The sequence below is a fragment of the Rhizobium sp. PK7-22 genome, from assembly GCF_056530405.1.
The window spans coordinates 2,400,394-2,414,702 of sequence record NZ_CP096514.1 but is presented as its reverse complement, the minus strand read 5'-3'; the positions used below and the strand labels follow the sequence as shown (position 1 = coordinate 2,414,702).

The following is a 14,309-nucleotide window of genomic DNA, read 5'->3' as shown; positions in this document are numbered from 1 at the left end:
GATGAGCGGATGGTTCTCCGCCCTCGCCACGGCGCTCGATCCGTTTTGCGGACCTGTCGGCATCTTCTCGCTGTTGGCACGGGGTACCGTGGTCGCCTGCGGCGACGCAGGCTGGGGCGATGAAATCGCCTTTGGCGTCAAGGTCACCGTCACGCTTGCCGTCGCCACGTTGCCGATCGGCCTGGTTCTCGGCTTTCTGATCGCTCTGGCGGCGCAGTCGCAGGACAGGCTGCTGCGCGCCGCCGTCGGCATCTACACGACGATCTTCCGCGGGCTGCCGGAACTGCTGACGCTGTTCATCGTCTATTACGGCCTGCAGATCCTCATCCAGGCGGTATTTGCCTGGGCAGGCTTCGAGCAGCGCGTCGAGATCAACGCCTTCGTGGCGGGCATGATCGCGCTCGCCGTCGTCTTCTCCTCCTATTCCTCGGAAGTGCTGCTCTCCGCTTTCCGGGCCATTCCCAAGGGCCAGTACGAGGCGGGCGACGCGCTCGGGCTCGGCCGCGGGCAGACGATGATGCTTGTCGTCCTGCCGCAGTTGATCCGCATCGCCTTGCCCGGCCTTGGCAATCTCTGGATGATCCTGCTCAAGGACACCGCCTATGTCTCGATCGTCGGCCTCTCCGACATCGTCCGGCAGACCGGGATCGCCGCGCGGGTCAGCAAGGAAGCCTTCTTCTTCTACTTCCTCGCCTGTCTCCTCTATCTGGTACTGGCGATCATCTCCTCCTTCGGCCTCGGCTTCATCGAGCGCTGGGCGCGGCGCGGCGAGGTGCGCCGATGAGTTATTCCCGCGAGCTGATCGCCCCGCGTCCCGCGCCGCCCGCGCCGTCCAAACCACTGAACGCCTCCCGCGTCACCGCGCTCACCATCCTGGCGATTTGGGCGGCGCTCGCGGTCGCCATGGTCTGGCTGGTGATCACCGGCTGGGATGAAGCCAAGTTCCTGCGCTACGGCCCGCGCTACCTCTCGGGTCTCTGGACAACTGTGTCGCTTGTCGGGATCGCCGTGATCCTCGGCGCCATCCTGTCGCTGCCGCTGGCGTTTGCGCGCATGTCGCAGAACCGCGTAATCGGCGCCATCGCCTATTCCTACGTCTACGTCTTTCGCGGCACGCCGCTGCTCGCCCAGCTCTTCCTGATCTACTACGGCCTCGGCGGTTTCCGGGCGGAGCTGGAATCGGTCGGCCTCTGGTGGTTCTTCCGGGAGGCCTGGTATTGCGGGCTGCTGTCGCTCACCCTCAACACCGCCGCTTATCAGGCGGAAATCCTGCGCGGTGCCATCGAGAGCGTGCCGCGTGGCCAGCACGAGGGTGCGGCAGCGCTCGGCATCTCCAGAGCGGTCTCCTTCCGCAAGATCGTCCTGCCGCAGGCGCTGATCGTGGCGCTGCGCCCCTATGGCAATGAGATCGTGCTGCTGATCAAGGGCTCCGCCGTCGTGGCCGTCGTCACCGTCTACGACCTGATGGGCGAGACCCGCTATGCCTTCTCGCGCACCTTCGACTACCAGACCTATCTCTGGGCGGCGATCTTCTACCTCGCCATCGTCGAGACGCTGCGCCAGATCTGGGCGCTCCTGGAGGCCAGGCTCACCCGCCACCTGAAGCGCTGAGGCCTCGCCGGATCGGGGACAGAGCGTCTAGGCGCCCACCTTTCAAGAAATCGTTAACCGCTCGATGTTCTCCTGTGGATGACGCAAACTGCGTCGTCGCGACAAGAAGAGCGGGAACGACCATGAACACCGAAATGGAAATGATGCTGAAGGGCTACGGCCTGACCACCGCCGAGATCCTCTATCGCCTGCCGGACCACCCCATCCTCCTGCAGAGCTACCTCTGGCAGGAGTATGATCTTGCCCCGGATTTCCCCCAGATGAAGGGGTTCCTGAAGTTCTGGCAGGAGACGCTGGACGGGCCATTGCACTCCGTCCGCTACGTTCACCACAAGATGATCTCCGCCAGCGAATGGCGCGCACTGAAGGGCGAATTCATCCTGCACTGACACGCCCGCACCGTCACGGCCACAACCGTCACACATGCACCTCGCCGTGGGCAAGCTCGCCCTCGTCGGAGGCCTGATGCAGCGAGGCAAAGAAGACGAAGCCGTAGAAGACGACCACCCCTGCCAGGACTGTCCATCCCGGCAGCGGACCGAAGGCGGCATTGGCAACTGCCTCTTGCCAGGAGAAAACCACGTCCGCCTGTTCGCCGTCCGGCAGCAGTTTCGGCGTCGAGATCTTCAGTCCCCAGGCAAGCAGCAGGATCAGATACATCCACGAGTAATTGCGACGGATCCGCCGGTACAGCGCCTCCCGATAGCTCATGAGGAAGCTCGGGTCGCGCAGGCTCTTGGCGATCGCCTCGGCCCAGTCCGGCTCCAGGTCGCCATCCGGATAGAGCGCCTGTGCGAAGTAATAGCGCTCCAGCTTGCGCACCCTGGCGCGGTAGACGTCGAAGAATCGATAGCGCCGGGCCTCGATCAGCAGCAGCAGCGAGACCAGCAACATGCCAAACAGCACAACGCCGTGGTGCGAAGACGACGTCGACAGCGACACCGAGAGCAGCGCGGCCACCACCGTGATCGCCCAGTTGGTGGTCCGGTCGATGCGGTCGCGCCAGCTCGTCATCCGGCCGATCTCGCCGCGATAGTAGTGAATGATCATGTTGGATTTTTCGGCCGAGGTGATCGGCAGCGACGGCGCCCGGCGCTCGATGTTCTCCTCCAGGGCTGTCTGGGCTTGGTTTGTGGACATGATCTCTTCTCCCACGCGCCGGATGGCGAGCCGATTGTACAGGTTGAACGAGGCCGCACATCCCCATGTTCCGCGCCGATGTGATGCCTCGCGACATTGCCAAAGCGGCGCTCTAGGCCTAAACGGCTGGTTTACACGGAGATGCACCATGAAGAAGATCGATGAAGAGGCGTTGGCCGAAGCCTACAACCGCGCGCTCGGGCTCGAAAAGGCCGGCGACATCGATGCGGCCGTAGCAGCCTACCGGGAGGTTCTGGAGATCGATCCGGAAGACCACGGTGGTGCGGCCGTGCGCATCGCCTCGCTTGGACGCGGCGAAGCACCGCCCAGGGCGCCGGACGCCTACGTCGAAACGCTGTTCGACCAGCACGCCGAGAGCTTCGAGGACATCCTCGTCGAGCAGCTGGGCTATGCGGTCCCCGTGATGGTGCGCCAGCGCCTGCAGGAACTCGAGCTTGGACCATTCAAGCGGATGCTCGATCTCGGCTGCGGCACCGGCCTGACGGGCGGCACGCTGCGCGACATGGTCGACGACATCACCGGCCTCGACATCTCGGAGAACATGATCGAGATCGCCCACGAGAAGGACCTTTACGAGACGCTCTACGTTGGCGAAGTCGAGGATTTTCTGGAAGACAACGACGACGAGCCCTTCGACCTGATCACCGCCACCGACGTGCTGCCCTATCTCGGAGCGCTGGAGCCGATGTTCTTCGGCGCCGCGGAAAACATGCTCGACGGCGGCCTCTTCGTGTTCTCCTCCGAGACGCTGCCCGAGACCGTGATGGCGGGCCGTCCTTACATGGTCGGGCCGCACCAGCGCTTTGCCCATTCGGAAACCTATGTCCGCGAGCGGCTTGCGGCGACCGGCTTCGAGATCATGGAAATTACCGCGATCAACGTGCGCATGCAGGACGGGGAGCCGACACCCGGGCATCTGGTCATCGCGAAGTTCAAAGGCTAGGGTCTCCGGACAGGAGGTCCCCCATGATGCCAGAGCGCTATTTTCTAGCCCAGGCCTACAACAATGCCTGGGCCAACCACCGCCTGCTGAAGGCCTGCAAGGCACTGGGCCGGGACGAGCTTGCAGCACCGCGCACAAGCTTCTTTCCCTCCATCATCCATACGCTCAATCACATCCTGACGGTGGACTGGCTCTATATCAGCGCGCTCGAGGGCCACTGTCTCGGCGCCCGGGCCTTCGAGCCCGAGATCCCCTTCCCGCTGATCGCCGATCTGGAGCGCGAGCAGCGCGCCGCCGACCGGCGCCTCATCGATCACTGTCGGCTGCTCGACCGCGAGATGCTGGAGGCCAGCATCGAGATCCCGCGCCAGACCCATGTGCAGGTCGAGAGCGCGGACCGCATCCTGCTGCATCTCTTCCAGCATCAGGTCCACCACCGCGGCCAGGTGCATGCCATGCTCGCCGGCACCTCGGTGCCACCGCCGCAGTTGGACGAATTCTTTCCCGCTGACCCTTCCGAACAGGCCCGCCGCCGGGCCGACTTCACCGAACTCGGCTTTACCGAAGCCCTCATCTGGAGCTGACAATGCTTTATTCCGTCGTACAGTCACTACACATCATATCCGACATCGTCTGGATCGGCGGCATGCTGATCAATGCCTTCGTCATTGCCATGGTGCCCCCCACGATCCGCACCGGCGTCATCTCCGTGCTGCGCCCCTATGACCGGCGCGTCACCACGGCTGGCCTGGCAGGCGCCTGGATCTTCGGCCTCATCCTGATCTTCGGCTTTGTCGGCTTCTCCGGCGGCTGGCTGCACCTGAAGCTCCTGATCGTCGTCATGCTCTCGGCACTGCACGGCATGCAGAGCGCGTGGCTGCGCCGCATGGAAGCCGACCCGCATCTCGAGCCGCCGGCCTTCGTGCGCGTCGGGATGCCGATCGTGCTGGTCTCGGTCGTCGTCGTCGTGCTGCTGGCCGTCGTCAAGCCATTCTAGAGGCCCCAAGCCTTGAGGCCCTGCGGCCTTTCCGGTAGGTCTGTCTTATCAATCGAGGAGCAAAAAACATGGCGAAAGTGGCATTCATCGGTCTGGGCGTGATGGGCTTCCCGATGGCCGGGCATCTGCGGGAAAAGGGCGGCCACGACGTGACCGTCTACAACCGCACCGCGGCCAAGGCCGAGGAGTGGGTGAAGAAATACGGCGGCACGTCCGCCGCCACACCCGCTGAAGCGGCTCGCAACGCCGATTTCGCCTTCACCTGCGTCGGCAATGACGACGACCTGCGCTCCGTCACCATCGGCGAGACCGGCGCCATCGCCGGTATGAAGGCGGGTGCGGTTCTGATCGACAACACCACCGCCAGCGCCGAAGTCGCCCGCGAACTCTACGAGGCCGCCAAGGCAAAGGGCGTCGACTTCATCGATGCGCCGGTCTCCGGCGGACAGGCGGGCGCGGAGAACGGCGTCCTCACCGTCATGTGCGGCGGCGATCAGCCGGTGTTCGACCGCGCCAAGCCCGTCATCGACGCCTATGCCCGCATGGTCGGCCTGATGGGCCCCGTCGGCGCCGGGCAGCTCACCAAGATGATCAACCAGATCTGCATCGCCGGTCTCGTCCAGGGGCTTGCCGAGGGCATCCATTTCGGCAAGCAGGCGGGCCTCGACATCGAGAAGGTCGTCGAGGTGATCTCCAAGGGGGCCGCCGGTTCCTGGCAGATGGAAAACCGCCACAAGACCATGAACCAGGAGAAATACGACTTCGGCTTCGCGGTCGACTGGATGCGCAAGGATCTCGGCATCGTGCTCGCCGAAGCCCGCCGCAACGGCGCCAAGCTGCCGGTCACCGCCCTCGTCGACCAGTTCTACGGCGACGTCCAGGCGATGGGCGGCAACCGCTGGGACACATCCTCCCTGCTGGCGCGCCTGCAAAAATGATCCTCACGCCTGCATCCTCTGCAGACGACATCGTTGCGCATCTGAACACGCTGCGCAACGACGGCAATATTGCCGGAATGACACGCTTCGGCATCGACACGTCCACGGCGCTCGGCATCACCACGCCGCAGATGCAGGCGATTGCCCGCCAAATTAAACGCAATCACGAGCGCGCGCTTGCTCTCTGGTCGACGGGACTGCGCGACGCGCGCATGGCGGCCATCCTCACCGCCGACCCTCGGCAACTGACGAAGGAACAGGTTCGCACCTGGGCCGGCGATTTCAACTCGTGGGAGGTTGTCGACACCGCCGCCGACCTCTTCACCCAAACGCCCTTCTGGCAGAATCTGGTGGCGGAGTTTTCCGAGGACGACCGGGAATTTGTTCGCCGCACTGCGTTTGCCATGATCGCCGGAGCAACCGTGCACAGCAAGCAGGAACCGGACGAGACCTTTATCGCCTATCTACCGCTGATCGAAAGGCACGCCGGCGACCCGCGAAACTTCGTCAGGAAGGCCGTAAACTGGGCGCTGCGCAATATCGGCAAGCGCAACCGCGTCTGCCATGTCCCGGCCCTGGCGCTCGCCGAAAACCTCGCCGCCTCGTCCGACAGGACGGCCCGCTGGATCGGCAAGGACGCGGTGCGCGAATTGAGGAGCGACAAGGTTCTGGCAAGGCTGAAAGGCTGAGGTCAGCGACGCCCGGCGGACATCACCATGTCCGTTGCCTTCTGCAGCCGCACTCAATCCTCGCCGGACTTGTGGTTGTCGAGCGTCATGTAGTCGAGCGGCAGTTCGGTCGTGTATTTGATCTGCTCCATGGCGAAGACGGAGGAGACGTCGCGGATCTCGATCTTGGCGATCAGCCGCTTGTAGAAGGCGTCATAGGCGGCGATGTCCGGCACCACGACGCGCAGCAGGTAGTCGACGTCGCCGCTCATCCGGTAGAACTCGACGACCTCTGGGAAATCCACCACCACCTCGGAGAAGCGCTTCAACCATTCGACCGAATGGCTGGCGGTGCGGATCGAGACGAAGACGGTGACCTTGGTGTTGACCTTGACCGGATCGAGCAGCGCCACCCGGCGACGGATGACGCCGTCTTCTTCCATGCGCTGGATGCGGCGCCAGCATGGCGTCGTCGACAGCCCCACCTTCTTGGCGAGATCGGCCACGGCAAGCGTCGAGTCTTCCTGGAGGATACGGAGGATTTTGCGGTCGAGACGATCCATCACACGGTCTTTCGAAATGATTTTCTCCTGCATAGCTCCATTTAGCATACTTGGGCGCTTTATGTTTCAGCGCGCCAGTCTATCCACACTCTCTTTCAGGAAGGGCAGAACGTCCTCCTCGAACCAGGGGTTGCGCTTCAGCCAGCCGCTGTTGCGCCAGCTCGGATGCGGCAGTGGCAGAACGCGGGCCCCCTCGTTGGCGAAGACATACTCCCGCCAGTTGCGCACAGTCTCCGTCATGCGGCTGCGCCGGCGGGTGCCGAGGTGCCAAGCCTGCGCATACTGGCCGATCGCCAGCACCAGTTCAACCTGCGGCATGGCGTCGATCACCGGCCGGCGCCAGAGTGGCGCGCATTCGCGGCGCGGCGGCAGGTCGCTGCCCTTGGCATCATAGCCGGGAAAGCAGAAGCCCATCGGCACGATCGCGAAGCGGTCCCGGTCGTAGAACTCCTCGCGCGTCACCCCGAGCCAGCCGCGCAGCCGGTCTCCCGAGGCATCGTCGAAGGGCAGACCGCTCTGGTGGACCCGAAGCCCCGGCGCCTGCCCGGCAATCAGGATCCTTGCCTTGCGCGACAGGACGGCGACGGGTCGCGGCAGATGCGGCAGGCGATCCTGCGGTCCGCGGGCCGGACCGTCGACGCACAGCCGACAGGCGGAGATCGCCGCGCGCAGAGCGTCGAGCCCGTCATCCGGCGTCCCTGCGTGCTCTAACTCCGTCAATCGCCGAACAGTCCTTTCAGCCAAGCCATCAACCCTTCCGCGGCGGCCGGGTCGTCCATCATACCGTGCCGTATCCGCCAGTCTCTCGGTCTCTCGAACGTGCCGGCCCAGAGCCCTTGCCTGCCCGTGCGCGCCTCCCGCTCCTGCGCGGAATAGTCGCCGGAGGCGACGGCCTGGCCAAGGCGCACCAGTTCGGCGTTGATGTCGAGCGTGCCGTCGCGGCAGGTCACCAGCAGCCTCTCGTAGCGGTCCCTATCCGATCCGCTGCACACCACCGAGGCGGCAGAACTAAGGCTTTCGAGGGCCGCCCGCGCCTCCTCGCCGCAGGACCAGTCGTCGCCGGCCGCGTCCTGGCAGACCTGACTTGCCTCCGGCGCGTCGAGCCCCAATAGCCGCAGCCGCTCCGCGCCCGCCGCCAATGTATCGCCGTCGATGGCCACAAAGGGGCCGTCGAGACGCAGGGACGCGACGTCGTCGAGCTTGGCGGCGAGCAGCGCGCCGAGGAAGACCAAGGCCAGCAGCAGGCCCGAACCCCGCAGTTTCCGAATGATTGATGTCACGATCCCGCCTTAATCAAGAACAGAAGCTTCAGGGAAATGGCAAACAAATCCTTGCCTGGCAGCATCTTCTTAAGATTTCCCGACTAGTCTCACAACCATTGGGGATATCGATCCAGTGGTTATGAGTAACGGCGTCAGCACCTCGGCCGACAAGAACATCGTCGACCTGTCACGAAGCAACCGCAACAGAGCGGTCTCGAAGACGGTTCGCGCAACCCGTGAGCGTCTCCAGAGCACCGGCAACAGCACGAAGTTCTTCGATCGCGATGCGCTGGCGCTGCATGTCAACGCCATGCTCCAGAGCGCGCTGGTGACGCCCATCTTCGTTGCCGTCGTCACGGCGATCGGCCTCTACATCCATCCCGCCTCCAACCTGATTGCCTGGGCGCTCCTCGCGCTCAGCATCCATGCCATCAACGTTCTGGCCGCGCGCCGCGCCAGCCGGATCGAGATCACCACACTCAACACAGGCACCTGGCGCAGGCGCCTGCTCTGCGGCCAGATCCTGGTCGGCTGCAGCTGGGCGCTGTTCTCGCTGCAGGGCTGCGACAGCTGCGCCGGGGAAAGCTTCTACTTCTACAAGGGCGCGGTGCTGCTTGTGGCGATCTCGATCAGCGCCATGAACGGCGTCATGCTGCGCCAGGGCGTGCTGTTCGGCTTCCTGCCGCTGATCACGACGCTGCTGGTCTCCGCCGTCCTGTCGCGCCACATGCTCGATATCGGCATGACGGCCATGTGCGCCATCGCGGTGGTCTTCTTCCACTACATCGCCGACCGCCAGTACAGGTCGAACCTCACCCTGATGTCCTACCAGTCGGAGAAGGACGAGCTGATTGCCGAACTGGAGGTGGCCAAATCCATGTCCGACGAGGCCCGCCGGCGCGCCGAGGAGGCAAACCTTGCGAAATCCCGCTTCCTCGCCTCGATGTCGCACGAGCTGCGCACGCCGCTCAACGCCATCCTCGGCTTTTCCGAGGTGATGCATTCGGAGGTGCTCGGCCCGCTGTCCAACCCCACCTACCGGGAATATGCCGGCGATATCCACCGCTCCGGCCAACACCTGCTGGACCTGATCAACGAGATCCTCGACCTGTCGCGCATCGAGGCCGGCCGCTACGAACTGAACGAAGACGCCCTGTCGCTGCTGGAGATCGCCGAGGACTGTATCGGCATGGTACAGCTGCGCGCCAGCGGCAAGAGCATCAGCTTCCATCAGCAGTTCGAGCCGACCCTGCCGCAGATCTGGGCCGACGAGAAGGCGATCCGCCAGGTGATCCTCAACCTCCTGTCGAATGCCGTGAAGTTCACGCCGCAGGGCGGTGAGGTCACCGTCAAAGTCGGCTGGACGGCCGGCGGCGGGCAATATGTGGCGATCAAGGACAATGGCCCCGGCATTCCCGAAGAGGAAATCCCGATCGTGCTGTCAGCCTTCGGCCAGGGCTCGATCGCCATCAAGAGTGCCGAACAGGGCACCGGTCTCGGCCTGCCGATCGTCCAGGCGATTCTCGCCAAGCACGACGGCCAGTTCATCCTGCGCTCGAAGCTGCGCGAAGGCACCGAGGCGATCGCCATCCTGCCCGCCACCCGCGTCCTCCAGAGCCTGCCGGCCTTCGAGGACACCGCACCGGTGCAGCGACGACGCCGGACGTTTGCCTAGGGCACGCGTCCCCCGACGAGCCGCTGGAACTCCGCATCGTTGGCGAAATCCTGAAGATCGTTATCGGTCGTATCCTTGTTGGTCAGCGCGGCCAGGCGGCGCTTGAACGAGGGGTCCAGTGTGACGGCTTTGCGGCCGGCGTCCAGGACGGCCCGACGCGCCTGCATCTTCTCCTCTTCGGAGGCGCTCCGCTCGACGAGGTTGTGGTAGCGTTGACCGTTTGCTGCGGCCAGCAGATACCAGAAGCGGGCCATCTCGGTCGCTGGCGTGTCCTCCAGATCCTCGCCGAGCTTCAGCACCCTCTGATAGCCGCCCTCTTCGTACAAAAGCGCACCCATCACATGCAGTGTCTGATCCAGGGTTATCTGGTCCACATTGGCGATGAACTTCATGACCGAACCGCCATCCTTGGCAGCAAGTTCCTTGGCGATAGACCTGACCTCCTCCGTCGCCAGAGGCAGCGCCTGCTGCCCGATCTGACTGATCAGGCGTTCGACGTGGAGGAAAAGCGGAGACAGGTAGAGCCGGGTATAGAGGTAGAGAAAGACAAACCCGGAGACCACCCCCACCATCAGGATGAACGGACCGGCGGCCGCGAGGTTGGGTGTGCTGCGGGCCGCCAGGAACGCCGTGAACGCCTCTATATGCGCCGCGACTGACGTGATCTGACTGAGGCCGACGCCGACGATCATGGTCGTCAGCCACTCCGATATCCGCTCCAGATTGGTATTGGACGAGAGCAGGCGCCTTGCATTGCTGTCGGTCGGAGCGCCCGTCTCTGCGGCTTTTTCGTTACCGCTCGAAAGTACGCGCGGGACGGAAAACAGGAAGCCGAGAGCCGCGCCGCCCGATGCCGAGGCGAAGAGAATAAGTCCGCCAAGCCCTATCGCACCCGCGACACCCTGGAACTGCGACATCACGAGGCAGAGCGCGGTGAAGAGTGAACCAAGCAGCCCGACCAGCGCCAGAAGCGCGGCATGCTGATCGCGCTGGCGAGATTCGCGGTCTGTAACCCATCGTCCCATCAGCAACCGAAACATGCATCACCTCCAGTTGTATGGATGATTAATACAACTCTAAAGAGGCAAGATGTCAAGATGCACGCGATAGTATCCGAGGAGTCAGCCTCTCAGGCAAACAGTGCCTTCCACACGCACCACATCACGAACAGCCCGTTGGCGCCCAACAGGCAGAACACCGCGAAAGAGCCGAGGTCCTTGGCGTGGCGGCCGACGGTCGAAATCTCCGGCGAGATCCGGTCGACCAGCTCCTCGATGGCCGTGTTCAGCGCCTCCACGGCAAACAGCACCAGCATCAGAATGACGAAGACGAGATAATCCTCAGGCTGGGCTCCGATCACGGCAAACAGCACGAGACCCAGCAGGAAGGCCACAACCTCCGTGCGGAAGGCCTCCTCCTGCCAGCAGCGGCGCAGGCCCTGGATCGAGTAGCGCGTCGCGGCCAGCAGCCGTCGCGGGCCGCTCGCCTTCTTGATCCCACTCTCCTGCGGCGCCCGTTCCACGGTCAGGTCCCCGCGCTGACGCCGGCCTGCTCGAAGGTCGCCATGCCCGAATGGCAGGCGGCCGCCGCCTTGACGATGCCGGCCGCAAGGGCCGCACCCGTCCCCTCGCCCAACCGCATGCCGAGCGCCAGAAGCGGTGTCTTGCCGAGCATCTCGATCGCCCTCATGTGGCCAGGCTCGCCGGAGACGTGGCCGAGCAGGCAGTGATCGAGGGCTGCCGGATTGGCCGCCTTCAGGATCGAGGCGGCGGCCGTCACCACATAGCCGTCGAGCAGCACCGGGATCTTCTCCACCCGGGCGGCGAGAATGGCGCCGGCGATCGCTGCGATCTCGCGGCCGCCGAGCCGCCGCAGCACCTCGAGCGGATTGCTCAGGTGGTCCTTGTGGAAGGCCACCGCCGTCTTCACCGCCTGGATCTTGCGCTCCAGCAGCTCGCCATGCGATCCGGTGCCGGGGCCGACCCAATCCTCCGCCTCGCCGCCGTAGAGCGCCAGGTTGATGGCGGCGGCGATCGTCGTGTTGCCGATGCCCATTTCACCGATGCAGAGAAGATCGGTGCCGCCGGCAATCGCCTCCATGCCGAACGCCATGGTCGCGGCGCAGTCGCGCTCCGACAGAGCCGGCTCGCAGGTGATGTCGCCGGTCGGATAGTCGAGCGCCAGATCGAAGATCTTGAGGCCAAGGTCATGGGTGACGCAGATCTGGTTGATCGCCGCGCCGCCGGCTGCAAAATTCTCCACCATCTGCTGGGTCACGGAGGACGGATAAGGGGTGATGCCATGCTTGGTCACACCGTGGTTGCCGGCAAAGATCGCCACCAGTGGCCGTGTCACCGCCGGGGGACGCCCGGTCCAGGCCGCCAGCCACATGGCGATTTCCTCGAGCCGCCCCAGCGATCCCGGCGGCTTGGTCAGCTGCGCGTCGCGCTCGCGCGCCGCCACCAGCGCGCGCGGGTCCGGCCCGGGCAGATTCTGCAGCAGGGCTCGGAAATCGTCGAAGGGCAGGCCGCTCATGCTCATGGGATCTTCTCTCTCGTCTGCTGCCGGCGCTTGTGTTTACCGGCAAATCAAGATTTGCTGCTGCTCTCTTAGTCGGGCATTCCGGGAGGGACAACTGCCAAACGTGATGGACTTCGTGGCCGACCTGGCCCGCTCGCTCGGTTTCCTGAGCCGCCTGCCGATCCCGTCGCGCTTCTTCGAGGGGTACGACGGCACCGTCAGTCGCGCCGTTCGCGCCTTTCCGCTCGCGGGTCTGGTGCTGGCGCTGCCCGCGGCCCTGCTGCTCTGGCTGCTCCTGGAATGGGAGGCGGAGCCGCTGCTGGCCGCCCTGATCGCGCTGTCGGTGATGACGCTGCTGTCGGGCGCGCTTCACGAGGACGGGCTGGCGGACACGGCGGACGGCTTTGGCGGCGGGCGCGACAGGGAGAACGTCCTGTCGATCATGAAGGACAGCCGCATCGGCAGCTACGGCGTGATCGCCCTCATCCTGTCCTATGGCCTGCGCGCCGGCGCGCTCGCTTCCCTCGCCCATCACTCGCTTGCCCTGCCGGCCCTGGCGCTGGTGGCGGCGGCGACACTCAGTCGCGCCCTTATGGTCGCCCACTGGCATGCCCTGCCGCCGGCGCGTGTCGGTGGAATTGCAGCCGGCGCGGGAAGCCCGGAAGCCGGAGCACGCAACGTCGCGCTCGCCAGCGCAGCACTCGTCTGCCTGATCCTGCTGCTGCCCGCCATCGGTCTCCTCCCCCTCCTGGTCGCCCTGGCGCTCGCGGCGCTTGCCGTCACCGGCTTCACCCGCCATGCCCGCGGCAGGATCGGCGGCCATACGGGCGATACCATCGGAGCGGCCCAGCAGGCTGGCGAGATCGTGTTTATCGTCGCCCTTGCGCTCGCTGTCTGAACCGCCGATATGACCCCCATGCTTTCGCCTTGTGTACTTCTCTGCGCCATCGACGACCAGACCGGTTTCTGCTTCGGCTGCGGACGCACCCGCGGCGAGATCGCCGGCTGGATCGGCTTCAGCGATGCTGAGCGCCGCTCCGTGATGGACACCCTGCCCGCGCGCCTTGAAACGATCGAGCGCAAGCCACGTCGTGAAACGAAGCGCCAGCGGCTGGCGCGGGAACGGGCTGTGCAATGAACGCCCTCACCTTCATCCTGCTGGTCCTCGGCGCCGGATTGGTGCTGCTGGTCTTCAACCACGACAGCGGCCAGACCTTCGGCATGGCCAACGAGGATTTCGGCCAGATCATCTACCTGCTGCCGATCGCCGGACTGCTCTCTGTCGGCATCCTTGCAGGACAGCGAGGAAACCTGTCCCAGATCCTGCGCTACATCGCCATCTGGCTGGTGATCATCATGGCGCTGGTGACGGGCTATCTCTATCGCTTCGACCTGCAGCAGGTCGGCGCGCGTCTGTCGGCGGGGCTGATGCCCGGCAGCGCCGTCGAGGTCAGCACCAGCGGCGGCACGCGCGACGTCATCATCCATCGGGGAATGGGCGGGCATTTCCAGGCGCCGGTGGAGGTCAACGGACAGTCGATCGACATGCTCGTCGACACAGGCGCCAGCGCCGTCGTCCTCTCCCATGCGGACGCGGAGCGCATCGGGCTCAACCCACAGCAGTTGTCCTACACGGTGGTCGTGCAGACGGCGAACGGCCGCGCCAGCGCAGCCCCGGTTCGCCTGTCGGAGATCTCAATCGGTCCGATCGTCCGCCGCGACGTCCGTGCCATGGTCGCCGAGGAGGACAGGCTCGACCAGAGCCTGCTCGGCATGAGCTTCCTCTCGACGCTCGGCTCCCTGCAGATCCAGACCGACGAACTGCGGCTCACCGACTAGCCGTCGCGATGCTCCCCGGCTGTCTCCATTGCGGCGGGAATGGAGGAGATCGACATAGCGTGCCCTCAGCTCAGCCATGTCGATCGTGCCCGTGACCCAGTCTTCCACATGGGACAGGAACTGCGGTTCCTT

Annotated in this window: 19 protein-coding genes; 12 read left to right on the top strand and 7 right to left on the bottom strand. The window is 64.8% G+C overall.

The genetic code is table 11. From position 1 onward, the window contains the following. The first annotated feature begins 1 nt into the window (after position 1). The 3 genes from M1E10_RS16560 to M1E10_RS16550 all read left to right on the top strand — a co-directional run bounded on the left by M1E10_RS16560 (position 2) and on the right by M1E10_RS16550 (position 2,000). Positions 2–784, top strand: a complete 783-nt coding sequence (locus M1E10_RS16560; protein ID WP_499173913.1) for an ABC transporter permease — start codon at positions 2–4, stop codon at positions 782–784. Beyond that, positions 781–1,611 (top strand): ABC transporter permease, encoded by an 831-nt coding sequence (locus M1E10_RS16555; protein WP_499173912.1) that lies wholly within the window; start codon positions 781–783, stop codon positions 1,609–1,611. Before M1E10_RS16560 ends, M1E10_RS16555 begins: the two co-directional genes overlap by 4 nt. 122 nt (positions 1,612–1,733) lie before the next feature. Then, positions 1,734–2,000, top strand: coding sequence for an usg protein (locus M1E10_RS16550; RefSeq protein WP_499173911.1), 267 nt, complete (start codon positions 1,734–1,736; stop codon positions 1,998–2,000). 28 nt (positions 2,001–2,028) lie between these two features. On the opposite strand, the gene M1E10_RS16545 is transcribed toward M1E10_RS16550, so the two are convergent. Next, positions 2,029–2,751 carry a DUF2270 domain-containing protein gene (locus tag M1E10_RS16545; RefSeq protein WP_499173910.1) on the bottom strand — a complete coding sequence of 241 codons (723 nt, stop codon included), beginning with the start codon at positions 2,749–2,751 and terminating at the stop codon, positions 2,029–2,031. Between the two features lie 148 nt (positions 2,752–2,899). On the opposite strand from M1E10_RS16545, the gene M1E10_RS16540 reads away from it, so the two are divergent. The 5 genes from M1E10_RS16540 to M1E10_RS16520 all read left to right on the top strand — a co-directional run bounded on the left by M1E10_RS16540 (position 2,900) and on the right by M1E10_RS16520 (position 6,339). Further along, positions 2,900–3,715 carry a methyltransferase domain-containing protein gene (locus M1E10_RS16540; RefSeq protein ID WP_499173909.1) on the top strand — a complete coding sequence of 272 codons (816 nt, stop codon included), beginning with the start codon at positions 2,900–2,902 and terminating at the stop codon, positions 3,713–3,715. 23 nt (positions 3,716–3,738) lie between these two features. After that, positions 3,739–4,299, top strand: a complete 561-nt coding sequence (locus M1E10_RS16535) for a DinB family protein (protein ID WP_499173908.1) — start codon at positions 3,739–3,741, stop codon at positions 4,297–4,299. A gap of 2 nt (positions 4,300–4,301) precedes the next feature. Further along, positions 4,302–4,712, top strand: coding sequence for a CopD family protein (locus M1E10_RS16530; RefSeq protein WP_499173907.1), 411 nt, complete (start codon positions 4,302–4,304; stop codon positions 4,710–4,712). A gap of 68 nt (positions 4,713–4,780) precedes the next feature. Then, positions 4,781–5,650, top strand: coding sequence for an NAD(P)-dependent oxidoreductase (locus M1E10_RS16525; RefSeq protein WP_499173906.1), 870 nt, complete (start codon positions 4,781–4,783; stop codon positions 5,648–5,650). After that, entirely contained in the window at positions 5,650–6,339 is a 690-nt protein-coding gene (locus M1E10_RS16520) for a DNA alkylation repair protein (RefSeq protein WP_499177209.1), read from the top strand. Before M1E10_RS16525 ends, M1E10_RS16520 begins: the two co-directional genes overlap by 1 nt. A 53-nt stretch (positions 6,340–6,392) precedes the next feature. Here M1E10_RS16520 and M1E10_RS16515 read toward each other — a convergent pair whose 3' ends face one another. The 3 genes from M1E10_RS16515 to M1E10_RS16505 all read right to left on the bottom strand — a co-directional run bounded on the left by M1E10_RS16515 (position 6,393) and on the right by M1E10_RS16505 (position 8,161). Beyond that, on the bottom strand, positions 6,393–6,881 hold the full coding sequence (locus M1E10_RS16515; RefSeq protein WP_499173905.1) for an Lrp/AsnC family transcriptional regulator: 489 nt from the start codon (positions 6,879–6,881) through the stop codon (positions 6,393–6,395). A gap of 66 nt (positions 6,882–6,947) precedes the next feature. Then, on the bottom strand, positions 6,948–7,601 hold the full coding sequence (locus tag M1E10_RS16510; RefSeq protein WP_499173904.1) for a uracil-DNA glycosylase family protein: 654 nt from the start codon (positions 7,599–7,601) through the stop codon (positions 6,948–6,950). Further along, positions 7,598–8,161: a thermonuclease family protein gene (locus tag M1E10_RS16505; RefSeq protein WP_499173903.1), complete on the bottom strand. Its 564-nt coding sequence runs from the start codon at positions 8,159–8,161 to the stop codon at positions 7,598–7,600. Before M1E10_RS16505 ends, M1E10_RS16510 begins: the two co-directional genes overlap by 4 nt. Before the next feature lie 121 nt (positions 8,162–8,282). On the opposite strand from M1E10_RS16505, the gene M1E10_RS16500 reads away from it, so the two are divergent. Further along, complete coding sequence (locus tag M1E10_RS16500; protein WP_499177208.1) at positions 8,283–9,818, top strand: sensor histidine kinase; 1,536 nt, start codon at positions 8,283–8,285, stop codon at positions 9,816–9,818. Here the strand turns inward: M1E10_RS16500 and M1E10_RS16495 are convergent. The 3 genes from M1E10_RS16495 to cobT form a co-directional block, all read right to left on the bottom strand. Next, complete coding sequence (locus M1E10_RS16495; RefSeq protein WP_499173902.1) at positions 9,815–10,858, bottom strand: hypothetical protein; 1,044 nt, start codon at positions 10,856–10,858, stop codon at positions 9,815–9,817. The two genes, M1E10_RS16500 and M1E10_RS16495, sit on opposite strands and share 4 nt — an antisense overlap. 89 nt (positions 10,859–10,947) lie before the next feature. Further along, the gene (locus tag M1E10_RS16490) at positions 10,948–11,340 is read right to left on the bottom strand and encodes a diacylglycerol kinase (protein ID WP_499173901.1); all 393 of its coding nucleotides are present in this window, start codon (positions 11,338–11,340) and stop codon (positions 10,948–10,950) included. A 2-nt stretch (positions 11,341–11,342) separates the two neighbouring features. Next, positions 11,343–12,359 carry a nicotinate-nucleotide--dimethylbenzimidazole phosphoribosyltransferase gene (gene cobT / locus M1E10_RS16485; protein ID WP_499173900.1) on the bottom strand — a complete coding sequence of 339 codons (1,017 nt, stop codon included), beginning with the start codon at positions 12,357–12,359 and terminating at the stop codon, positions 11,343–11,345. A gap of 106 nt (positions 12,360–12,465) precedes the next feature. Here cobT and M1E10_RS16480 point away from each other — a divergent pair, with 106 nt between their 5' ends. Genes M1E10_RS16480 through M1E10_RS16470 form a run of 3 tightly spaced genes read left to right on the top strand, consistent with a single transcriptional unit; the run spans position 12,466 to position 14,177 of the window. Continuing rightward, complete coding sequence (locus tag M1E10_RS16480) at positions 12,466–13,236, top strand: adenosylcobinamide-GDP ribazoletransferase (protein WP_499177207.1); 771 nt, start codon at positions 12,466–12,468, stop codon at positions 13,234–13,236. An 18-nt stretch (positions 13,237–13,254) separates the two neighbouring features. Further along, a complete protein-coding gene (locus M1E10_RS16475) occupies positions 13,255–13,476 on the top strand; it encodes a DUF1289 domain-containing protein (protein ID WP_499177206.1) in 222 nt (73 codons plus the stop codon). Continuing rightward, entirely contained in the window at positions 13,473–14,177 is a 705-nt protein-coding gene (locus M1E10_RS16470; RefSeq protein WP_499173899.1) for a retropepsin-like aspartic protease family protein, read from the top strand. Before M1E10_RS16475 ends, M1E10_RS16470 begins: the two co-directional genes overlap by 4 nt. Positions 14,178–14,309: the final 132 nt, after the last annotated feature.